The following is a 21750-nucleotide window of genomic DNA, read 5'->3' as shown; positions in this document are numbered from 1 at the left end:
GAATGCCGGTCGAACCCCCGGCGTTGTCACGATCGCGGAACTCCCCCTACGCCGCGTTGCCCTTCGCATCCTGGATGGCGCGCCACACCCGCTCCGGGGTCAGCGGCATGTCGATGTGCTTGATGCCGTAGTCGGAGAGGGCGTCGAGCACCGCGTTCACCACCGTCGACAGGCTGCCGGCGCAGCCGGCTTCGCCGCAACCCTTGCTGCCGAGCGGATTGGTCGTGGCCGGCACCGGATGATCGCCGACCGTCATGTTCGGAACGTCCTCGGCGCGCGGCAGCGCGTAGTCCATCAGCGAGCCCGTGATCGGCTGGCCGCTCTCGTCGTAGCGGACGTGCTCCATCAGCGCCTGGCCAATGCCCTGGACGACGCCGCCATGAAGCTGGCCCGCGACCAGCAGCGGGTTGATCACCGTGCCGAAATCGTTGACCGCGCTGTAGCGCACGATCTGCACCACGCCGGTATCAGGGTCGATCTCGACCTCGGCGACGTGGCAGCCGTTCGGGAACGCCGAGGGCACCGGTTCGCTGGTATGGTCGACGTCGAGGCTGTCAGGCACGCCGTCCGGCACCTTGCCGTCATGCAGCTTCCTGGCGAGCTCCATGATGTCGATGCTGCGGTCGGTGCCGGCGATGGTGAAGCTGCCGTCGGCGAACTCGATGTCGGCCTCGGAGGCTTCCAGCATATGCGCCGCGGCGCGCTTGCCCTTCTCGATCACGAGCTTGGCGGCGCCCACGATGGCCATGCCGCTCGCCGTGATGGAGCGCGAACCGCCGGTGCCGTTGCCGGTGTGGACGATGTCGCTGTCGCCTTGCTCCAGCTTCACGCTGTCGAACGGCACCCCTAATTGCGCGCACAGCACCTGCGCGAATGCGGACGCGTGGCCCTGGCCGTAATCGAGTGTGCCGGTGATGAGCTGTACCGAGCCATCGGGATCGAACACGATCTTGCCGAGTTCGGGGCTCGGCGGCGCGGTGACCTCGAGATAGGAGCCGACGGCGATGCCGCGCAGCTTGCCGATCTTCTTGCTCTCTTTCTTGCGCTTGGCGAAGTTCTCGTGGTCGGAGATTTCGAGCGCCTTGTTGAACACCGCCTGGAAGTCGCCGCTGTCATAGGTGACGCCGGAGGAGGCCGGGAACGGCATCTGGTTCGGCTTGATGAAGTTGCGCTTGCGCAAGGTCAGCCGGTTGATGCCCATCTCGTCGGCGGCTCGGTCGATCAGCCGCTCCATGTAGTAGTTCGCCTCGGGCCGGCCGGCGCCGCGATAGGCGCCCATCAGCGTGGTGTTGGTGAGCACCGTCTTGATGTCGACGGCCATCAGCGGCGTGCGGTAGACGCTGGAAAAGTTCTTTCCGGTGTTGAGCGAGAGCGGCCCCGGCGCGACGCCGGTGATGTAGGCACCGAGATTGCCATAGCCTTCAAGCTTTGCCGCGAGGAAGTGCCCTTCGGCGTCGAGCGCCAGCTCGGCATGGATTTTCTGCGCACGGCCGTGGCTGTCGGAGAGGAAGCTGGTGGAGCGTTCGTCCAGCCATTTCACCGGGCGGCCAAGCTCCTTGGCCGCGTACAGGATGCACATGTATTCGGGGTAATTGACGTTCTTCATGCCGAAGGAGCCGCCGACATTGGCGGTGAGGACCCGCACCTTCTCGTTCGGCACCTTCAGGTTCTTGGCGAGGTTGGCGCGGTTGCCCGCAACGCCCTGCGTCGGCATCTGGATGGTGTAGCGCTCGGTCTTCTTGTCGTAGGAGGCGAGCCCCACGCGCGGCTCCATCGAGACGACGGCGACGCGGGTGTTCTCGATGTCGACCTTGGTGACGTGGGCGGCACTGGCGAAGGCCGCGTTCACCTTGTCCATGTCGCCATAGTGGTAGTCGAGTGCGACATTGTTCGGGATGTGGTCATAGAGCAGCGGCGCACCGGGCCTGGCGGCTTCCTCGGGATCGGTCACCGCCGGCAGCGGCTCGATATCGAGCTCGACGGCTTCGGCGGCGTCGCGCGCCTGCGCCAGCGTGTCGGCGACCACGAAGGCGACGGGATCGCCGACGAAACGGACCTTGTCGGTCGCCAGCGGTTGCCGGTTGGTCTGGAGCAGGGGGGAGCCGTCGCGGCTCTTCAGCGGCAGGCCGCAGGTGAAGGGGCCGTATCCGGCGGCATCGAGGTCCTTGCCGGTCCACACCCCCAGCACGCCGGGCATCGCCCTGGCGGCGTCGGTGCCGATGCCGCGAATGAGCCCATGGGCATGGGTGGAGCGGACGACCACGGCATGGGCCTGGCCGGGCAGGTTGAAATCGTCGGTGTAGCGGCCCTTGCCGCGCACCAGCGTATCGTCTTCCTTGCGGCGGACCGGCTGCCCGACGCCGTATTTTTGCAGTGCAATAGCGTTTTCGAGCGTGGACGATTTGGTGTGTTCTTGCATAGAATTGACCTGAAAAGCCGGCAATCGCGCGTTTTGGGGGGCGCCTGGAGGACCGGACCCTCCAAAAATAACCCACGGTCCCGTTCACGACAACGCACGAATGGGCATGGTCCCATGTGATGCGTTGTTGCGCAGGCTTGCCGCGCTGCTAATGTTTCAGGCGAAAAAGCAATTCCAGATCGGCCCCATCGGGCCGCGGAAAGACAATTTGTATGAATGACCACACGCGGCTCCGCGACGGCCATGCGCCGCACGGTGGGCTGGATGGGTCGATGGCGGCGGTGGCGTTGGCCCCCGAACCGGCCGTCGTCGCGCAAGCGCCGGGAACCGGCGTCTATGCGGCGCTGGACCTCGGCACCAACAATTGCAGGCTCCTGATCGCTTGTCCGACCAGCGACGGCTTTCGCGTGGTCGATTCCTTCTCGCGCATCATCCGGCTCGGAGAGGGCGTCTCGGCGACCGGCTGCATCAGCGAGGCCGCGATCGAGCGCGCCGTCGCCGCGCTCAGCATCTGCCGCGACAAGATCAATTTGCGCAAAGCCAAGCGGCTGCGGCTGATCGCGACCGAAGCCTGCCGGGCCGCCTCGAATGCGGAAGGTTTCCGCAGCCGCGTCGCGGCCGAGACCGGCATCGACCTCGAGGTGATCGACCGCGAGACCGAGGCCTCGCTCGCCGTGCTCGGCTGCGCGCCGCTGGTCGACCCCAGGGGCCGGGGCGCGATCCTGTTCGACATCGGCGGCGGCTCGACCGAGCTGGTGCGGATCGAACGCGATCCGCAAAATCAGGAGCCGCGCATCAAAGCCTGGATGTCGATCCCGCTGGGCGTCGTGACGCTGGCCGAGCAGTTCGGCGGCTGCGACGTCACGCCGGAAATCTATGCCGCGATGGAGCAAGAGGTCGCCAACCACGTCGCACCGTTCGCCGAAGCGCACGGCGGCGATCTCGCCGACATGCACCTGCTCGGCACCTCGGGCACGGTGACGACGCTCGCCGGCATCCATCTCAACCTCGCGCGCTACGACCGCCGCCGCATCGACAGCATCTGGATGAACGATTCCGACATCACCGCGACCATCAGCAAGCTGCTCGGCATGAGCTACGAGGAACGCGCCAACAACAGCTGCATCAGCGTCGAGCGCGCCGATCTCGTGCTGGCCGGCTGCGCCATCCTCGATGCTATCAGGCGCGCCTTTCCGCTGCCGCGCCTGCGCGTCGCCGACCGGGGCCTGCGCGAAGGCATGCTGGTCGAGATGATGCGCGAGGACGGCGCACTCAGGAGCTGGTGAGATGGCCAAGGACACCACCGGCCGCTTGCACGTCCAGGTCAAGACCGGCGGCAAGCGCAAATTGTCGTCGAAGCTGTGGCTGGAGCGGCAGCTCAACGATCCCTATGTCGTCAAGGCGAAGGCGCTCGGCTATCGTTCGCGTGCCGCGTTCAAGCTGCTCGAGATCGACGACAAATACCGCCTGCTGAAACACGGCATGGCGGTGGTCGATCTCGGCGCTGCGCCGGGCGGCTGGAGCCAGATCGCCGCCAAGCGCGTCGGCTCGGTCGACGGCAAGGGCAAGGTGGTCGCGATCGACCTGTTGGACATGCCCGAGATTGCCGGCGTCGACTTCGCGCAGCTCGACTTCATGGACAACGACGCACCCGCGAAGCTCACTGCGATGCTCGGGGGCGGCGCCGACATCGTGATGTCCGACATGGCCGCCAACACCACCGGCCACCGCAAGACCGACCAGCTCCGCATCGTCGGCCTGATCGAAACGGCGGCCGCGTTCGCCTGCGACGTGCTGAAACCGGGCGGGGCATTCCTGGCCAAGACGTTCCAGAGCGGCGCCGACGCCGATCTGCTGGCCCAGCTCAAGCGCGATTTTGCGACAGTGCGGCATGTGAAGCCCGCGGCCAGCAGACAGGATTCCTCCGAGCGCTATGTGCTGGCGACGGGGTTTCGTGGCGGGCAGCCGGACCCGGGCTGACGTGTCACGCTCACATGAGCATGACATTCACATCGATAACATCTTGAGCTGATAGATCCATCATCTGCAATTTCAGCGGGTGAGATCAATCCATGCCGTGCCTTCATCGACAACGCTTGCGCGTTTGCAAGCATCGCCTGTCCCTTGCCTCGGTCTCCTTTCTGGCGTTGGCGTCGCTCGGCTTTGCTTCGGCGACGACGTCGCGTGCAGGGACGTCGATCACGGTCAGCACCCAGAGGCCTTACAATATCGGCCTCAGCGGCAACGACGATCTCGGTGATCTCAAGAAGATCTACCAGAGCGCGAACAGCCCGTCCGAGCAGGCTCCTCGACCAGACCTTCAATCCGCTGGCAGACACTTACTTGGCAAAATTCAACGCGCGGCTCGATCGTTTTTCGTTCCACTATTACGGCTCGACAGACGGCACCGGCGGTTTCGCGTTCTTCGACAATCTGGTCGACAAGGCCAAGGCCAAGCTGGACGCCTTGAAGAAGAACAATGCCAACATGCCCGACGTTAAACTGTTCCTGTCGGAATGGGGCCCTACGGCCTATGAGGCGACTGACGTCAATTATTCGCACAAGGGGGCGGCGTGGACGGCGGCGTTCATGTCCGAAGCCGTGAAAAAGAAGATATCAATGGGGTCGTACCTCATTATCGGCGACGGCCAGGGGGATCCGAACATCACACCTTTCCTCGGCCAGGCCAGCCTGCTGCACAAGGTGCCGCACGGCGACAAGCCGGCCGACTACTACCCGAAGCCGGTCGCGAACCTCTTCAAGATGTACAACAAGATGTCAGGCCAGCGGGTGCAGGCTGCGCTCACCGGCGGGGCGGGCTCCCACCTCAACGCGTTCGCGACCTGGGATGGCGCTAACTCGACCGCGAACATCATGGTCTACAACTATGATCCGACACGTGTCTTCGGCAACAACATTTCGACCGAGACGCCGGAGGGGATTTCGCTTGAGGTCGACAACCTGCCGTTCAGCGACGGCTCGACCGTGACGATTGAGCGCTACCTGATCGATGCGAATACCAGCAACCTGGCGAAGTTCTATTCCGATCCGACCCACCCCGATCCCAACCTGCAGAGGATATTGCTGCAGCGAACGATCCATAGCGGAAAGCTCGTCCTGACGGGCGACGCGCTCGGGCTGGGTGTCGTGCTCTACCGCATATTGCCGCCGACGGTGGTTCCCTAAGTTAGTTGAACGCAAACCAGACCTTGGCGACGAACGTCGCGCCGCACCAGTTCGAGGCCAGGCCGTCCGGGTTGGTGATCGGATTGACACGGCCGCCCGGCCGCGCATTTGGATCGCCTGTAAAGACGAAGCAGTTTTCCTTCGACAGATTGGTGTCATAGTAGCGCAGATCGAGGTTGAGCGCCTTGTGCGTGAACGTCACGCCGGCCTGCCAGTTGAGATAGGCAGGCAGCGGGAAGCCGCCGAGTTGCGGGGTCTGGTTGCCAAACCAGGAATAGCCGGCGGCGGTGGTGAACGACACGGTCAGGTTCTTCAGCAGAAACCGCTCCGGCACGTCGAAGCCGACTCCGGCCGCCACATATTGGCTCCAGGCGCCGGTGTTCGAGACGTTCGGAGAATAGGCGTAACCGCCGGCGACGCGGATCTGATCGCCGATGCGTCGATCGCCGCGGACCACGATCTCCCAATAATTGATGCCGTTGGTCTCGCCAGGAAGTCTTTCACCGGGATAGGCGAAATAGGTCGCCCCAAGATCAAAATCGATCGTGGCAATCTGCGGGCGCATGCCGGCGGCAAAGGTGAGTTCGGCGGCCGGTTGGGTCGGCAGCTTGACGGTGGCGACCGTTGTGCCGGCGTAGAGCGGGCCCCATCTCGTCTCGAAGGCGGCGCCAGCCGCGGGGCCATGATCGGACAGCGTGGTCCCGCGATAGATGTAGTCGGATGCAAGCCCCGCGCGAGCGCTGAACTCGAACTCGTCGGCAGGCGTTGCGTGGGTGGTGTCGGCCGCCGACCAACCGCGGTTGCCGAGGCCGAGCGCCCCGGCCGAGGATTGGGCCAGCGCCAAACCGCCGGTCATGGGTGCAAGCCACAATCCGGCCAGCGCGGCAAATAAGGCGCCGCTTGCACCCCGAAACGATGTTTCGTGTCGCCGCAAGTCGATCATCCTCCCAGAGCGACCGCGATGCCAACCAGCGTACTACCGACAGCCACCATCGCAAGTCCCGCCACCGAAGGCCGCAGCCCGCTACGAACCCCGAACACGTAACCGCAACAGAACAGCATCACGATGGCGACGGCGTAGGAGACGCGCAGCGCTAGTCTGGCGTCGCTCAGGAACAGGAACGGGATGACCACCGGGAAGGTCGACAGGAAGCTCAGCAGGCAAAGGCCGAGCGCGCCGATCCAGTCGCGCTTCGTCAGCCCTGGACCGGGAGCCGGCTCAGGCAATTGTTGCAGCCGTTTCCGCATCGATTCCAACTGCTCTACGGGCAGCATGGCCGACAATTCCGGCGGCAGCGCGTCGGCAATGACGCGGCGCGCTGCTTCGGGATCCGGCGCCTTCCGTATCGCGCGGAGGGTCAGAACCTTGTCTCCCCGGTCATTGATGCGCGCCAGCAGATAAAGACCGCCGTCAACGATGCCCCATGCGAGATTGCAGCCGAGTGCGCCGATCAGCATTGTTTGAATATTGATATTGGTCCCGGTCGCGACACCAAGCGAGCAGATGAAGGTAAGGGCCATGATCAGCCCGAACAAAGTCTCCGAGATCCGTTCCATCGGATCAAGTATGCTCCCGAACGGAGTATCCGGTCCCAATAAAGCCATGGCTTGGTCTTCGATCACCGTTTGCTGACGATCATGGCTGCGCACGCGGGCGAATGCATCGTCTCGGCTCCTGGGCCAAGCCCGACCCACGCCCGAGCAGGTGTCATCGAGGCTCATGTCCGGCATTCGCTCTTTGAGTTATGTCAACGCGCCCGGGCATGAGTGAACTGGGCCGACGCGCCGCGCGGCGGCCGCTTGTGCCCCGCCAGTCCAACGAAGACGATTTTTGGCCGTAGCTGCCGAGGCGGTCCGATCTTGCGGGTTGCCCCGTCGCCGAATTTGACTTCGTCGCGCTTTACCCCAGCCTTTGATCCCGCACGTCCTGCGTATCCTCCGTCGCCGTCTTGACGGCGGCGGTCGCGGCGCTCTTTGCGGCCCCCTTGCGGCTGGCGATCTCCACCGCCGTGCGGCCGGAGATCTCGTGGCCGGCATCGGCGGGCATCTGCCAGAAGAACCAGCTCGACGCCGCCGAGGTCAGCGCGATCACGAGGAAGGCCGGCGCGAACACGGTGGCGTCGATCTCGCTGACATGGTTGAACCACATCGTCGTTTCCACGCAGGCCGCGCCGACCGCGACGCCGGCGGAGACCGCGAGCTGCTGGTTGACGCTGACCAGCGTGGTGGCGCGGCTCATCTGCGCGGTCTCGACGTCGGCATAGGCCACCGTGTTGATCGCGGTGAACTCCAGCGAGCGGAAGAAGCCGCCGACCACCAGGATCACCAAGATGATGAGCAGCGGCGTCGTCACCGTGAACAGCGCGCAGACGCCGAGGAAGAACGCGCTGACGACCGCGTTCACCGTCATCAAGTTGCGGAAGCCGAAGGTGCGGATGATGCGCGCGGCCAGCGTCTTCATGCCCATGGCGCCGAGCGAGGAGCCGAAGGTGACGAGGCCGGAATGGAAGGGCGACAGCCCGAAGCCGATCTGCATCAGCAGCGGAAGCAGGAACGGTAGCGCGCCGATGCCGAGCCGGAACATGAAGCCGCCGAAAACGGCCGCGCGCAGCGTCGGCAGCTTCAGCAGCGAAAAATCCAGCACCGGCGAACCCGTCCGCCGCGCGTGCAGGACATACAGCGTCATCGAGATCGCTCCGCCCACGACCAGGGCCGCGACCGTGCTCCAGGGCAGAAGGTTGAGCCCGGCGACGGAAAGACCGAAGGCGATGCCGGCGAGGCCGACGCCCGCGAGCACCATGCCGTAGAGATCGAACGGTTCCCGCGTCTCGCTCTTGATGGGATCGATGAAGCGCAAGGCCATGAAGATGCCGAGCAGCCCGATCGGAATGTTGATCAGGAAGATCCAGTGCCATGACGCATAGGTCGTGATGAAGCCGCCGAGCGGCGGGCCGATCACGGGACCGATGAGGGCAGGGACCGTCACCCAGGCCATGGCGTTGACCAGCGCGCTCTTGTCGACCGAGCGCAGCAGCACCAGGCGTCCGACCGGCGTCATCATCGCCCCGCCCATGCCCTGAAGGATGCGCGCGAATACGAAATCGGTGACGGAGGTCGAGAGTGCGCAGCCGATCGAGCCGACCATGAACACGCCGACCGCGATCGCGAACACCATGCGCGCGCCGAACCGGTCCGCAGTCCAGCCGCTCGCCGGGATGAACACCGCGAGCGACAGCAGATAGGAGGTGATGGCAAGCTTGAGCGTCAGCGGGCTCGTGCCGATGTCGGCCGCGATCGCGGGCAGCGAGGTGGCGATCACCGTCGAATCCATGTTCTCCATGAAGAGAGCGGTGGCCACGATCAGCGGGATGACGCGTTGCTTGTCGACCATGACGGATTGGTAATGAAAATCAGAAGGAAAGGTGGACTTGCGGCTTATCACCGCCGCTTGGCGGGGACCATTGCGGATCAACGCATAGCACCTAAATCCTGCGTAACAACGGTGTGACCCTCGACGGCGGGTGCGCGCGCTCCCGCGTCATTCCGGGGCGCGCCCCTTGGCGGGCCCGGAATCCATCGGGCCCCAGAGACCGCTGCGGGATGGATTCCGGGCTCGCGACTTCGTCGCGCCGGGGAATGACGAGGGGGGCCGCCACCCGGCCATCCACGCCGAATTTACTTAAAAAGCCTGTGCATGGCTGGCCGGCGGTCCGATTTGCTTTGATTCGTCGCGTGGCCGTGCTATCGACCCGCGTCAACCCCACCGATGGGCTCCGATTCTCCGGCGATGCCGCAAGGCACGCTGAGGGCGGCGCTCATCCATAGCTATTTGCGGCAGGGCCGCAGGAAGGAGTTGGCAGATGGCCACGGTGCAACTTCAAGGCATTCGCGAAGCCTTTACGTTCGACGACGTGCTGTTGAAGCCGGGCCTGTCGGACGTCATGCCGGGCGAGGTCGACATCCGCTCCCGCGTCACCCGCGCCATTCCGCTCAACATCCCGATCATGGCCTCCGCCATGGACACGGTCACTGAAGCCCGCATGGCGATCGCCATGGCGCAGGCCGGCGGCCTCGGCGTCATCCACCGCAATTTCGATCCCGAGGGGCAGGCCGCCCAGGTCCGGCAGGTCAAGCGCTACGAGTCGGGCATGGTGGTGAACCCGCTCACCATCAGCCCCGAGGCCACGCTCGACGATGCGCTCAAGCTGATGAGCGACCACGGCATCTCCGGCATTCCCGTCGTCACCGGTGCGAGCAAGAATACGCCCGGCAAGCTGGTCGGCATCCTCACCAACCGCGACGTGCGGTTTGCCACCGACCGCCGGCAAAAAGTCTCCGAGCTGATGACGCATGATGGCCTCGTCACGGTCCGCGAGAATGTCAGCCAGGACGAGGCGCGGCGGATGCTGCACCAGCATCGCATCGAGAAGCTGCTCGTGGTCGACGAGCAATATCGCTGCGTCGGCCTGATCACCGTGAAGGACATGGAGAAGGCGGTCGCCCATCCGCTCGCCTGCAAGGACGCGCAGGGCCGCCTGCGCGTCGCCGCCGCCACCACCGTCGGCGACACCGGCTTCGAGCGCACCGAACGGCTGATCGATGCCGGCGTCGATCTCGTCGTCGTCGACACCGCGCACGGCCATTCCCGCCACGTGCTGCATGCGGTCAATCGCATCAAGCGCCTGTCCAACTCCGTCCAGGTCGTTGCCGGCAACGTCGCCACCACCGAGGGCGCGCAGGCGCTGATCGATGCGGGCGCGGACTGCATCAAGGTCGGCATCGGCCCGGGCTCGATCTGCACCACGCGCATCGTCGCCGGCGTCGGCGTTCCCCAGCTCACCGCGATCATGGATGCGGTCGAGGCTGCAAAGAAGTCCGACATTCCCGTCATCGCCGACGGCGGCATCAAGTTCTCCGGCGACCTTGCGAAAGCGCTCGCCGCCGGCGCCGACATCGCCATGGTCGGCTCGCTGCTCGCGGGCACCGACGAGACCCCCGGCGAAGTGTTCTTGTGGCAGGGCCGTTCCTACAAGGCCTATCGCGGCATGGGCTCGGTCGGCGCGATGGCGCGCGGCTCGGCCGATCGCTACTTCCAGCAGGACATCAAGGACACGCTCAAGCTCGTGCCTGAGGGCATCGAGGGCCAGGTGCCCTACAAGGGCCCGGTCGGCAACGTCATGCACCAGCTCGCCGGCGGCTTGCGCGCCGCGATGGGCTATGTCGGCGCAAAGGACATGAAGGACCTGCACGAGAAGGCCCAGTTCGTCCGCATCACCGGCGCAGGCCTGCGCGAAAGCCACGTCCACGACGTCACGATCACGCGCGAGAGCCCGAACTATCCGGGCGCGGGTTAGGCGCTCCGCATTCGGCTGCGCGTCGGTTTCGGCGCGCTCGCCTCGATGACGGTGTCATTCCCCGCGGAAGCGGGGAATCCAGTACGCCGCGGCTTCTCGGTTCAATCACAGCCGCCTCTGGAATACTGGATCGCCCGCTTTCGCGGGCGATGACAGCGAGTGTTGGGATTTGCTTCATTCCCACGTACCTCCTAAATGACTGCAACAAGTAGTCAGGAGGAAGCCATGTCCCAAGCCAAACGCATCGTTCTCGCCGCGCGTCCCGTCGGTGAACCCAAGCCATCCGATTTTCGTCTGGAGGAATTCGCGATTCCGGCGCCCGGCGCGGGTGAAGTCCTGCTGCGCACGATCTGGCTCTCGCTCGATCCCTATATGCGCGGGCGCATGAGTGACGGTCCGTCCTACGCAGCACCTGTGCCGGTCGGCGGCGTGATGGAGGGCGAGGCGGTCAGCGAGGTCGCGGCCTCCAACAGTCCTGATTTCGCCAAGGGCGACATCGTGCGAGCCCGTACTGGCTGGCAGTCGCACGCGATCTCGAACGGCAAGGGCTTGATCAAGGTCGATCCGAAGCTCGGTCCGATCTCGACCTCCATCGGCGTGCTCGGCATGCCCGGCATGACCGCCTATACGGGCCTGCTCGATATCGGCAAGCCGCGGGAAGGCGAGACCGTCGTCGTCGCCGGTGCCTCCGGTGCGGTCGGCTCGGCCGTCGGCCAGATCGCGAAGATCAAGGGCGCGCGCGCGGTCGGCATCGCCGGCGGCAAGGACAAGTGCGACTACGTGGTGAAGGAGCTCGGCTTTGACGAGTGTCTCGATCATCGTGAAATCGATTTCGCCGCGAAGCTGAAGTTTGCCTGCCCGAAAGGCATCGACGTCTATTTCGAGAATGTCGGCGGCGCCGTCTTCGAGGCGGTGTTCCCGCTGCTCAATCCGTTCGCGCGCGTGCCGGTCTGCGGCCTCATCGCCCACTACAACGACACCGAGGCCAAGCCGCCGAAATGGGCGGCCAGCATGATGCGCGCGACGCTGACCAAGCGGCTCACCTTCCGCGGCTTCATCGTCTCCGACTTCGCCAACCGCCATGGCGACTTCCTGCGCGACATGTCCACCTGGGTCCGTGACGGCAAGGTCAAGTACAAGGAGTTCGTCACCGAGGGCCTGGACAGCGCACCCGGTGCCTTCATGGGGCTCCTGAAGGGCGCCAATTTCGGCAAGCAGCTGGTGCGGGTCGGGCAAGATAAGGCGTAAGGCGTTTTGGGGTCGCGTGAGGAAAACGCGCCAGACTAGACGCTAGAGCCCCGGAACAGGGCTCTAGCTGCAAGGCCTAGTTGCAAAGGCGTCACACCCCGGACATCGATGGTTAACAAAGAGTGACCGATCGGCCACACCTGCCCGCAAAAGCCGCAGGTGTGACCGTCGGTTCATTGACGGCTGAGCGAAGGCATTGAATCATCGCGCATATTTTAGGTGCTGCGATGTTAGAGATTGGTATTTTCAGCGTAATCCTTCTGGCTGCCGGCTATTGGGCGACCCTGTTCGTCATGGGCCGTCGCGACGACGTCATCCATGGCAAGTTTGTCCATGTCGACGAGGAGGGCGATTTCACGCCAGCCGCGATGCCGGCGCCACCACCGCCATTCCCGAAGCGTCCGGGCAAAGCTGCGCAGCCTGACAAGATCCAGCCTGCGAAGGCGGAGGCGAGGCCGGTGAACAGTGATGCGCTGCAATCGCTGCTGGCTGCGATCCAGCAGGATCTCAAGACCATCGCCTGATCCGCAACCTCAGACGCTACCGCGCTCGACCAGGAACAGCTCGACGGCGAGCCGCTGCTCGGCGTGCGGCGTGCCTGATAGCCGCGCCAGTAGCAGTTCGCCCGCGATCCGCCCCACGGCCGCCGCATCGAACGAGATGGTGGTGAGACCGGGCGTGATCTGATCGGCGACATCGTTGTCGCCGAAGCCGAGCAGCGCCAGATTGTGCGGTACCGAGAGGCCGCGGGCGCGGGCCTCGATCAGCGCGCCGGTCGCAAGCAGATCGTTGGCGCAGAACACCGCATCGACGTCGCCGCCGCGTTCGAGCAGGGCGGTGAAGGCGGCGCGGCCGTCGGCCAGTCCCGTGATCTCACCGACACCGATCTCGTGGACGATCTCGAGGCCCAGCTGTGCCGCTGCGTTCCGAAATCCGTCGCAGCGCAGTGCGCCACGGCCGCTGCCGCGGCCGATGAAGGCGACGCGGCGATGTCCGGCTTCAGCCAGCCTGCGCGCCGCCATCGCGCCGGCATCGGCATTGGGCAGGCCGACCAGCATGTCGATGGGGTCGCGCGGAAACGCCCAGGTCTCGATCACGGGAATGCCGAGTTCGAGCAGCGCGGCACGATTCTCCTCGAGCTCGATCACGCCGGTGAACATCACTGCTGCGGGGCGGATGCCGCGCAGCGACTGGATCATCGCGACTTCCTTGGCATAGGAGTAGGAGGTCTGGCCGACCAGCACCTCGAAGCCTTCCGGCTCCAGCGTGGCGGCGAAGCTGCGCACCGCGAGGCCGAACTGCTGGCTGAGAATGTTGGAGACGAAGGCCATCACCACATTCGAGCGCCCCGAGCGCAGCGCGCGCGCATGCGGGTTGGAGGCGTAACCGGTCGCCTCGATCACTTCGAGGATACGCTCGCGAGTCTCGCGATTGACCTTCTCGGGGTGACGCAGCACCCGCGACACCGTGATCGGCGCAACGCCCGCACGCTCCGCGACCTCCTCGATGCGCGGCGGCCGCCCGCTCGCGCTGGCGCGGCCGGGCGGCGCTGGAATGCGCACCACGTCGTCATAGGTCGGCTTTGCCGGATCGGTCATCGAATCCCGAGTGTAATCGCAGTCGGTATCGTCTCCAAAACTCAGCGCGCCGGCAGCTCGTCTCGTGACAGCGCGCGGCCGACCTGGACCAGGCAGTCGCCGCTCTGGCTGTCGGTGTGCAGGCGCTGCGAGATCACGATGCCGTCGGCGGGGAAGCGCAGCACCTCTTCGGGCAGCTCCGGGCGCTCGAAATTATGGTACCAGCCGGCGATGTCGCCGGCCGCAACCCGCGTGCCGACCATGACGGCGGGCTCGAACCAGCCGCGGCGGGTCGCGAACACCGCCTGCGCATGGCTTTGCAGCGCCAGCAATTCGGTGGCGCGCTCGACCGGCGCGTGAGGGCCCAGCACCGGCGCCTGGACGAGGCCGAGTGCGAGCAGCAGCCGGTCGATCGCGCGCGCGGTGAGCGCCATGGTCTGCGGCGTGACGGTGCCGCCGCCGCCGAATTCACCGGAGAGCCCGATCGCGCCGGCGCGTGCAGCCGCGGCCATCGAGGTCGGAGCGGTCGCGCCGTTTTCCGCGACGAAGGCGAAGGGCATCCCCAACCCCTCCATCAGGCGCAGCGCGTGGCCGAACATCTCGGGCGTGCCCTGCCGCTCGATCAGCGCGCAAGGCACATGCGCCATCGAGGTGCCGCCGGAATGGATGTCGAAGACGACTTCGTGCCGCGGAAACAGCTCGTGCTCGAGGAAGTGCGCAAGCCGGAACGTCGGCGTGCCCGCGGCATCGCCGGGGAAGGCGCGGTTGAGGTTGCCTTCGTCGAGCGGCGAGCGGCGGCGCGCAGCCATCACGGCTGGCCAATTGGCGAAGGGCAGGATGGTGATCTCGCCTTTGACGTCCTTTGCATCGAGCCGGCGATACAGCCGTGTCAGCGCGATCTCGCCCTCATATTCGTCGCCGTGATTGCCGGCCATCAAGAGCAGTTTTGGTCCGGCACCGTTCTTGATTCGGAAGATCGGGATCTTGAGCTGGTAGTAGGGGGAGCGATCGATCGAGAAGGGAATGCCGAGATGGCCCGACCATTTCTGGTCTTTCTCGAAATCGATCTCATGGAAAAGTCCGGTATGCATGGCTTGCCTCGCGGCCGCGCCGTCGCCGGCGCCGGCCAAAGGTTGAAAGGGTGGCGGTGCCTTTACAGCAAGGCGACCGCGGTCATCTCGACGCGCAGGTCGGGATCGGCGAGGCGGGCTTCGACGCAGGCGCGCGCCGGCGGGTTGGCCGGATCGATCCAGGCATCGTAGACCGAGTTCATGGTGTCGAAGTCGGTGATATGCGGCAGGAAGACGTTGACGGCGATCAGCTTCGACCGGTCGGAGCCGGCCTCCTTCAGCAACGCGTCGATCTTGGCGAGCACCTGTTGGGTCTGCGACACGATGCCGGCCTTGCGGTCGTCAGCGACCTGGCCGGCGATGTGCACCATGCCGCCTGCGGCGACGGCCTGGCTCATGCGCGAGCCGACGACGTAACGTTTGATCATCTCGAAATTCTCCTCGTGAAGCTTGGCCCCCGCATGATGCAGGAGCCGTGCGCAAGCTTACAGCGTCGGCAGCGTCTGCTCTTCCTTGAACCACTTTAGTTGCAACGCGCCGAGCTTGCCGTTGAGCTTGTTGAAGAAGATGTCAGTATTGATCCAGTTGAGCAGGTTCTGCTCGCCCTGGCGCACGCCGACATGAGCCGGCGACTGGCGGATCAGGAACTTCAGCTCGACCTCCTTGGTCGGGTTCTGGTCCTGCACCTTCAGCGCGATGGCGCTGTTCTCGGCGAAGGTATCGGCCTGTCCCGCGAGAAACGCGGCGAGCGCGGCCGGCGTATCCTCGAAACGCACCAGCTTCACCTTCGGCGCGTTGTCGGTGAGCCAGACGTCGAGCGTCGAGCCCTTGGCGACCGCAACGCTGCGGCCGTCGAGATTGTCAGGCTTCTTGCCGGTCGCGGCCGGAATTGCCTTGGCGCCATAGACGCCGAGATTCACCACCGCATAGGGCTGCGAGAACATCACCTGCTGGGCGCGCTCGGGCGTCGCGCCGAGGCCTGCGATCAGGATGTCGATCTTGTCGGAGAGCAGGCTCGGGATGCGCGCTGCGCCCGTCACCGGCACGAGCTCGAGCTTGACGCCCATGTCGGCGGCGATCAGCCGGGCGAGGTCGGCATCGAGACCTGCGATCTCGCCCTTGTCGTCCTTGAAGCCCCACGGCGCGGCATCGGTCAGCAGGCCGACGCGCAGCTTGCCCGCGCCGAGCACGTCCTGGAGCTTGTCGGCTTGCGCGAGAGTGGGGGCAGCGAGCACGGCGAGCGCGGTGGCTGCGATCGCAAAGAGGGATTTTAGTGGTCTCATGGCTCTCTCCTGATCGGGGATTGGTGGATGGTTATTTGGCGGACGCGATGAAGCTGGCGAGCTCGGGGGTTTCAGGATTGGCGAACAGCTTTGCCGGCGGTCCCTGTTCCCAGACGCGGCCCTGATGCATGAAGACGATGCGGTTGGCGACGTTGCGGGCAAAGCCCATCTCGTGGGTGACCAAGATCATGGTCATGCCCTGCTTCGCCATCGCCTCCATCACCTTCAGGACTTCGCCGACGAGTTCGGGGTCGAGCGCGGAGGTGACCTCGTCGAACAGCATGAGGTGAGGGGCCATCGCGAGGCAGCGCGCGATGGCGACGCGTTGCTGCTGGCCGCCGGAGAGCTGCTCCGGCCAGGCGTCGATCTTGTCGGCGAGACCGACCCTGGTCAGCACGTCGTCGGCAAGCGCCCGCGCCCGGGCCTTGTCGGTGCGGCCGGTGAGGAGCGGAGCCAGCGTGATGTTGCGCTCGACCTTCAGGTGCGGAAACAAGTTGAAAGCCTGGAACACGATGCCGACGCGCTGACGGAATGCCTTCAGGTCAGGCATCCTGGCGTGGACCTTCTCGCCCTCGACGCGGATCTCGCCGGAATCGACGCTCTCCAGTGCATTGATGCAGCGGAGCAGGGTCGACTTGCCCGAGCCGGAGCGGCCGATGATCGTGACGATCTCGCCTTCCTCGACGTCGAGCGAGACGCCCTTGAGCACCTCGACCTTGCCGAATGTCTTGTGCACGTCGCGGATTTCAACGAGAGCCATCGAGGCGGGCCTCCAGAGAGCGGGACCAGAGCGTGAGCGGCAGGCACAGCGCGAAATAGATCGCGGCGACCAGCGCGTAGGTGAGTAGCGGCTGGAACGTCGCCGCGCTCACCACTTGCCCGGCGCGGGCAAGCTCGACGAAGCCGAGGATCGAGGCGAGCGAGGTGCCCTTGATCAGCTGCACCAGGAAGCCGACGGTCGGTGGCAGCGACAGCCGCAGCGCCTGCGGCGCGATGATGTGGCGGAATTGCTGCCAGGCGGAGAGGCCGAGACAGGCGCCTGCCTCCCATTGCGCCTGCTTCACGGCTTCCAGCCCGCCGCGCCAGATCTCGCCGAGGAAGGCGGCGGTGTAGAGCGTGTAGGCGACGGTGACGGCAACGAGGGCCGGCACCTGGATGCCCAGGAACATCGGCATGCCGAAATAGAAGAAGAACAGCAGCCCGAGCAGCGGCACGCTTTGGACGATCTGGATGCACGCCGCCATCGTCCAGCGCAGGCCGGCGAAGCGGCTGATGCGGCCCGTGGCGAACGCCAGCGCCAGCGGCGCACCGAAGGCGAGCGCGAGCACGACGAGCGCAACGGTCCAGCGCAGCGCCGCGAACAGCGAGACGAAATCGATGAGGGTGAAGGATCGCATCGCCTTGTCCCTCAGCGCCGCCGCGGCCAGCGGAAGGCCGCCAGACCGATGATGGCGAACAGCGCCTTGAACGACATCGCCATGGCGAAATAGACCACGCAGATCACCGCATAGACCTCGAAGCTGCGATAGGTGCGGCTCTCGATGAAGCCCGCGACATGAAACAGCTCGTCGGCGGCGACCTGCGAAGCGAGCGAGGTGCCGAGCAGCAGCAGGACGAACTGGCTGGTCACGGCCGGATAGGCGTTGCGCAGCGCCGGCGGCAGCAGGATGTGACGGAACACCTGCCAGCCCGACAGGCCAAGGCACTGGCCGGCCTCGATCTGGTTCTTCGGCACGGAGTCGAGGCCGGCACGGATGATCTCGACCGAGTAGGCCCCGAAATAGAGCGACAGCGCGACGGCGGCGGCTTCGAACGCCGGCAGCTTCAAGCCGAAGTTCGGCAGCACGAAGAAGACGATGAAGATCTGGATCAGCGACGGCGTGTTGCGGAACAGCTCGATGTAGCCGCGCACCAGCCAGCGCAACGGCGTGATGCGGCCGTTCAGCGCGACCGCGCCGGCAACGCCGATCAAAAGCCCGGCCAGCGCCGCGATCACCGTCAGTTCGAGCGTGACGATGGCCCCGTCGATGAGCTGGTTCTGATAGCGCCACAGCGGCAGGAAATTCATCGGGCGCGCCGCCTCAGCCGAACTGGGTGGGGAGGGCGCGCGTCACGACGCCGTCGGCGTCGAGGCCGAGGATCACGCGCCAGCGGTCGAGGCAGGTGCAGGGATGCGAGATGCCGAAGGCGATGACGTCGCCGACCGCAAGCGTGCCATCGGGCGCGACGGACAGGAACGCATGCTGGTCATTGAGACGGGTGACCGACAAGGTCTCGGCAAGCCCTTGTTGTTCGACGCCGTCGCGGAAGACGCGTAGCGGCACCGGCAATCCCTGATCGAAGGAGGCATCGCGCATACCGAAGCCCGCTATCGCGAGGCTTGCCTCCGGCCGCGACAACACCTCGGCCCAAAGTGTCAACGCAGGCCGGAAACCCTCGGCCGCCGAGTGCGGCGCGCCGTCGATGAGGAGACCGCCGCGACGGTCGAGCTCGGCGAAAGCGCGCGCGTAAATGCCGTGATCGGCAAAGAACAGGGCGCCTGAGCGCAAGAGGACGCTGGCGTTGCCGTCGGCCTGCGCGCTCGGTGTGAGCGCGCGGGCGACGACGTCGAAATAGGCCGAGCCGCCGGAGCTGATGATCAGCGGCCGGCCCGGGGCAGCATGACGTACCAGCGCGAAGGCCGCGATGGTGCGCTCCATCAGCGCCGCGATCGCGCGCATCGTCTCGTCGGCATCGGGCGTTGCGACCGCGCCTTCGTAAGTGGCGACGCCGCCGAGCAGGAGGCCGTCGGCCGCGAGCACCGCGGCAATCGTCGCTTCGACCGTGGCGCGATCTCGCGCGCCCGCGCGGCCCGCACCGAGCTCGACCAGCACGGACAATTCGCTGCGGCCCGCAATCCGGGCCGCTTCAGCCAGTGCTGCGACCGCCGCCGGTGAATCCGCGAAGGCGTGAAATTCGACGTCGGGATAGGCGCCGAGCAACGCGCCGAGCCGCCGGCCGGCCGCGAGCCCGCCGATCTCATTGGCCAGAAGCAGGCGCCGCTCGCCGCTCGCGAGCAGCACGGCGGCCTGCTGGATGTTGGCAACCGTCGTGCCCCAGGCGCCGGCCTCACGCAGCGACTGGGCGAGCTCTGGCGACATCGGCGTCTTGGCGTGGGGCGCAACGGCAACGCCGGCGCTCCTGCACCAGCGCAGGAAGAGGTCGCGGTTGGCCGCGAAGGCGGCTTCATCGAGGGTGAGGGCGGGCAGAGCGAGATCGCCGCGGGAGGGCTGCCAATTCTGGCGGGCGATCTCCTCGATCGGCAGGCCATCGACCAGGGGGATGCCCCGCGTGGTCGTTGAAAAACGTTGGCTCTCCCACCGGGACAAGAACTGCATCGTCGCTCCCTCAGCGGCCCCTCGACCGCTCGGGAACGATAGGTCGGAATGACAACGTTGTCATTAGCGGATTCTAGCCAATCTTGGCGCGAATTCGATGCGGGGAGGTAATTTGGTAAGGTGTTGTGCCCGTGAATTGGGCTAGTGCTCGCCGCCCATCTGGGCGAGCAGCTCCTCGATATCGACATCGACCTGGCCCGCGGCCCTGACGTGACGAACTTCAAAACTGTTCGGCCGGAAGCGGTATTCGACGAGCCCGACTTCCTTGATCGCGATGCGGTCCTGGCGCGCGTCGTTGATCCTGAAGCCGGCCGACGGCGCCCAGACATGGCGGGTGTGGCGGTAGGTGAAGTCGCGCCGCTGGTGCACATGGCCGCTGGCGATGAGGCGCAGGTCCACGGTCGAGAACATCTCGATCAGGCGCGCCCGTGCCGGCTGCGGCACGTAGCGGATCGAGGTCTCCGGCGTCTCGGGGTCATCGGGCAGGTTGAGAAACATCGGCTTGTGCACGAACAGCGCGATCGGCCTGCCGTTGATGCGCGCCATTTCCCGGGACAACCAGTCGAACTGCTCGGCCTCGAAGGCGAGCCCGGAATTCATCACCAGCGAGTTCAGACCGATGAAGTGCCAGCCGGCCGCTTCGAACGACCAATGGTCCTCGCCGATGATGTCGCGGAATTGTTGGCGGTGCTTTTCCTCAACCGGCGGCTTTGGCGCAGGCCCGATCGCGGTCGGATTGTCGCCGATGTCGTGATTGCCGGGAATGTAGCGGCAGGCGACGGGCAGGGCGTCGTGCCGGCTCTTGGCGAATTCGACATCGTCGCGACTTGTCGGCCCGTCGAAGGAGACGTCGCCGGTGTTGACGACGAGGTCGGGTCTATCAGCGTCGATATGCTCGCTGACGCGATCGAAATTTGCGATCAGGCCGGGGAAGCGCCGGCCGAGATGGGTGTCGGAAATCTGCGTGAGGCGAAATTCGGACATGGCATCAGCATACGCGTTGTCGCACGTCGGAACGATGACGGCGCGCGCATGCATCGCCATGAAACAAAGTTTAAAGCACGCGATAGCGGATCGTGTAGGCGTCCTGCGGAGCGACGCTGCCGGTGGCCGGCGAGGCGATGCGGTCGGCGAGGTGCCAGGGTCCGAACTGCTCGGACCGGTGCGGCTCGGCGGGCAGGCGGAGGCGGAATTCAAAGGTGCCCTTGCCGGGCAGGTTCACGACCAGCACGCGGTCGGCGGTGCGGTGGTTGAGCGCCACGGCGCCGCGCAGCACGGAGCGGCCATCACCGAGCTCGCGCACGCCGTCGACCAGCGCCAGCGTCTGGTTGCGGTCGGTGTGCAGCTCGATCTGGCTGTCGGACACAGCCGTGAGTGTTTCCCTCGGCATCCGGATCTCGAACTCGACCGCCGGCTTGGAGGGATTGAGGCCGAGATAGGCCAGCGCGGCGTGGCGCATGTCGTAGGCGGCAAAGGCGAACAGGGCGAGCGCGGCCAGAGTGGCGAGGCCATGCCTGACGACGTCGCGCCAGCTCCGGTAGCTCAGGCGGAAGTACACCGTCATCGCCAGCGCGACCGCGAGCGCGGCCGCGATTCCCGCTAGTGCCGACATCAGGACGCCGAGCCGGCCGTCCGCGGATTCGGTCAAAAGGCTGGAGAGGGTGTTCATGTCAGTCTCTTGGCGCTAGCTCGCCTTGCGGTCCCAGGGGCCGAAATCGCTTTAACTATCGGCCTTTGGTCGCGGGACCGGGAACACCGGTTCAACTCGTTGATTGTCAGCGCCAGCAGTCGCGGCTAATGACGGTCCGCGGTGTTCCGCCTGACGGGAAAGTTCCGATGTCCATCCAAATGGTTTTGCTGCCTGTCTTCGTGCAGGTCGGTCTCACCTTCGCACTCCTGATCGGAATGGTACTGGCGCGCCGGCGCTCGCTGGTCTCCGGCGAGACCAAGAGCCGCGACATTGCGCTGGGCGAGCAGTTCGAATTGCCGGTGCTGTTCTACGCGCTGATCGCCCTGGCGCTGCCCTTGCGCCATGCCGATCTCTTCATCGTGCTGATGTCCTGGGTGTTCGTGGTGACGCGCTTCGCCCATGCCGGCGTGTTCGTCTCCTCCAACGATCCCGGCCGGCGCTCCACGATCTGGCTCGCGGGTGTGCTTGTACTGCTCGCGATGTGGATCTACTTCGCGCTGAAGATGCTGTTGTTGATCTAGGCGCGCGCATGATCCGGACCCGGAG

At 65.6% G+C, this 21750-nt stretch carries 21 protein-coding genes; 7 read left to right on the top strand and 14 right to left on the bottom strand.

Annotation, left to right across the window (positions count from 1 at the left end; all coding sequences use genetic code 11):
• Nucleotides 1-46 precede the first annotated feature (46 nt).
• Nucleotides 47-2419 (bottom strand): xanthine dehydrogenase family protein molybdopterin-binding subunit, encoded by a 2373-nt coding sequence (locus tag AB7531_RS26355; RefSeq protein WP_063983802.1) that lies wholly within the window; start codon nucleotides 2417-2419, stop codon nucleotides 47-49.
• A 212-nt stretch (nucleotides 2420-2631) separates the two neighbouring features.
• Between AB7531_RS26355 and AB7531_RS26350 the strand changes: the two genes are divergently transcribed.
• The 3 genes from AB7531_RS26350 (at nucleotide 2632) to AB7531_RS26340 (ending at nucleotide 5605) form a co-directional block, all read left to right on the top strand.
• On the top strand, nucleotides 2632-3705 hold the full coding sequence (locus tag AB7531_RS26350; RefSeq protein WP_441280157.1) for a Ppx/GppA phosphatase family protein: 1074 nt from the start codon (nucleotides 2632-2634) through the stop codon (nucleotides 3703-3705).
• Between the two features lies 1 nt (nucleotide 3706).
• A complete protein-coding gene (locus AB7531_RS26345) occupies nucleotides 3707-4399 on the top strand; it encodes an RlmE family RNA methyltransferase (RefSeq protein WP_063983800.1) in 693 nt (230 codons plus the stop codon).
• A 363-nt stretch (nucleotides 4400-4762) separates the two neighbouring features.
• Nucleotides 4763-5605, top strand: coding sequence for a hypothetical protein (locus AB7531_RS26340; protein ID WP_441280156.1), 843 nt, complete (start codon nucleotides 4763-4765; stop codon nucleotides 5603-5605).
• A gap of 1 nt (nucleotide 5606) precedes the next feature.
• Here AB7531_RS26340 and AB7531_RS26335 read toward each other — a convergent pair whose 3' ends face one another.
• The 3 genes from AB7531_RS26335 to AB7531_RS26325 form a co-directional block, all read right to left on the bottom strand.
• Entirely contained in the window at nucleotides 5607-6461 is an 855-nt protein-coding gene (locus tag AB7531_RS26335) for a TorF family putative porin (RefSeq protein ID WP_063983798.1), read from the bottom strand.
• 83 nt (nucleotides 6462-6544) lie between these two features.
• Nucleotides 6545-7327 carry a VIT1/CCC1 transporter family protein gene (locus AB7531_RS26330; protein WP_187387729.1) on the bottom strand — a complete coding sequence of 261 codons (783 nt, stop codon included), beginning with the start codon at nucleotides 7325-7327 and terminating at the stop codon, nucleotides 6545-6547.
• A 178-nt stretch (nucleotides 7328-7505) separates the two neighbouring features.
• Nucleotides 7506-8996 (bottom strand): MFS transporter, encoded by a 1491-nt coding sequence (locus tag AB7531_RS26325; RefSeq protein ID WP_063983797.1) that lies wholly within the window; start codon nucleotides 8994-8996, stop codon nucleotides 7506-7508.
• Between the two features lie 469 nt (nucleotides 8997-9465).
• On the opposite strand from AB7531_RS26325, the gene guaB reads away from it, so the two are divergent.
• From guaB to AB7531_RS26310, 3 genes are all read left to right on the top strand, one after another.
• Nucleotides 9466-10959, top strand: coding sequence for an IMP dehydrogenase (gene guaB / locus AB7531_RS26320; protein ID WP_063983796.1), 1494 nt, complete (start codon nucleotides 9466-9468; stop codon nucleotides 10957-10959).
• Between the two features lie 225 nt (nucleotides 10960-11184).
• Complete coding sequence (locus AB7531_RS26315) at nucleotides 11185-12207, top strand: NADP-dependent oxidoreductase (RefSeq protein WP_063983795.1); 1023 nt, start codon at nucleotides 11185-11187, stop codon at nucleotides 12205-12207.
• A 227-nt stretch (nucleotides 12208-12434) separates the two neighbouring features.
• Nucleotides 12435-12731, top strand: coding sequence for a hypothetical protein (locus AB7531_RS26310; protein ID WP_063983794.1), 297 nt, complete (start codon nucleotides 12435-12437; stop codon nucleotides 12729-12731).
• 9 nt (nucleotides 12732-12740) lie between these two features.
• On the opposite strand, the gene AB7531_RS26305 is transcribed toward AB7531_RS26310, so the two are convergent.
• The 10 genes from AB7531_RS26305 to AB7531_RS26260 form a co-directional block, all read right to left on the bottom strand.
• A complete protein-coding gene (locus AB7531_RS26305; protein WP_063983793.1) occupies nucleotides 12741-13805 on the bottom strand; it encodes a LacI family DNA-binding transcriptional regulator in 1065 nt (354 codons plus the stop codon).
• A 41-nt stretch (nucleotides 13806-13846) separates the two neighbouring features.
• A complete protein-coding gene (locus AB7531_RS26300; RefSeq protein WP_063986433.1) occupies nucleotides 13847-14875 on the bottom strand; it encodes a succinylglutamate desuccinylase/aspartoacylase family protein in 1029 nt (342 codons plus the stop codon).
• Nucleotides 14876-14937: 62 nt separating this feature from the next.
• Complete coding sequence (locus AB7531_RS26295) at nucleotides 14938-15282, bottom strand: RidA family protein (protein WP_018645782.1); 345 nt, start codon at nucleotides 15280-15282, stop codon at nucleotides 14938-14940.
• A 57-nt stretch (nucleotides 15283-15339) separates the two neighbouring features.
• Nucleotides 15340-16137: a transporter substrate-binding domain-containing protein gene (locus tag AB7531_RS26290; protein WP_063983792.1), complete on the bottom strand. Its 798-nt coding sequence runs from the start codon at nucleotides 16135-16137 to the stop codon at nucleotides 15340-15342.
• A 31-nt stretch (nucleotides 16138-16168) separates the two neighbouring features.
• Nucleotides 16169-16897 carry an amino acid ABC transporter ATP-binding protein gene (locus AB7531_RS26285; RefSeq protein WP_063983791.1) on the bottom strand — a complete coding sequence of 243 codons (729 nt, stop codon included), beginning with the start codon at nucleotides 16895-16897 and terminating at the stop codon, nucleotides 16169-16171.
• Nucleotides 16884-17534, bottom strand: a complete 651-nt coding sequence (locus AB7531_RS26280; RefSeq protein ID WP_063983790.1) for an amino acid ABC transporter permease — start codon at nucleotides 17532-17534, stop codon at nucleotides 16884-16886. Before AB7531_RS26280 ends, AB7531_RS26285 begins: the two co-directional genes overlap by 14 nt.
• Nucleotides 17535-17545: 11 nt before the next feature.
• On the bottom strand, nucleotides 17546-18205 hold the full coding sequence (locus AB7531_RS26275) for an amino acid ABC transporter permease (protein WP_063983789.1): 660 nt from the start codon (nucleotides 18203-18205) through the stop codon (nucleotides 17546-17548).
• Nucleotides 18206-18218: 13 nt separating this feature from the next.
• The gene (locus AB7531_RS26270) at nucleotides 18219-19514 is read right to left on the bottom strand and encodes an amino acid deaminase (protein WP_063983788.1); all 1296 of its coding nucleotides are present in this window, start codon (nucleotides 19512-19514) and stop codon (nucleotides 18219-18221) included.
• A 141-nt stretch (nucleotides 19515-19655) separates the two neighbouring features.
• Nucleotides 19656-20498: a metallophosphoesterase family protein gene (locus AB7531_RS26265; RefSeq protein ID WP_063986432.1), complete on the bottom strand. Its 843-nt coding sequence runs from the start codon at nucleotides 20496-20498 to the stop codon at nucleotides 19656-19658.
• A gap of 70 nt (nucleotides 20499-20568) precedes the next feature.
• Nucleotides 20569-21183 carry a hypothetical protein gene (locus tag AB7531_RS26260; protein WP_063983787.1) on the bottom strand — a complete coding sequence of 205 codons (615 nt, stop codon included), beginning with the start codon at nucleotides 21181-21183 and terminating at the stop codon, nucleotides 20569-20571.
• 167 nt (nucleotides 21184-21350) lie between these two features.
• Here AB7531_RS26260 and AB7531_RS26255 point away from each other — a divergent pair, with 167 nt between their 5' ends.
• The gene (locus tag AB7531_RS26255) at nucleotides 21351-21725 is read left to right on the top strand and encodes an MAPEG family protein (RefSeq protein WP_063986431.1); all 375 of its coding nucleotides are present in this window, start codon (nucleotides 21351-21353) and stop codon (nucleotides 21723-21725) included.
• Nucleotides 21726-21750: the final 25 nt, after the last annotated feature.

Origin of the sequence: Bradyrhizobium sp. 63_E2_N1_3 (assembly GCF_052076005.1) — a bacterium.
Taxonomy (GTDB): domain Bacteria; phylum Pseudomonadota; class Alphaproteobacteria; order Rhizobiales; family Xanthobacteraceae; genus Bradyrhizobium; species Bradyrhizobium barranii.
This window is presented reverse-complemented; position numbering and strand designations above follow the sequence as displayed.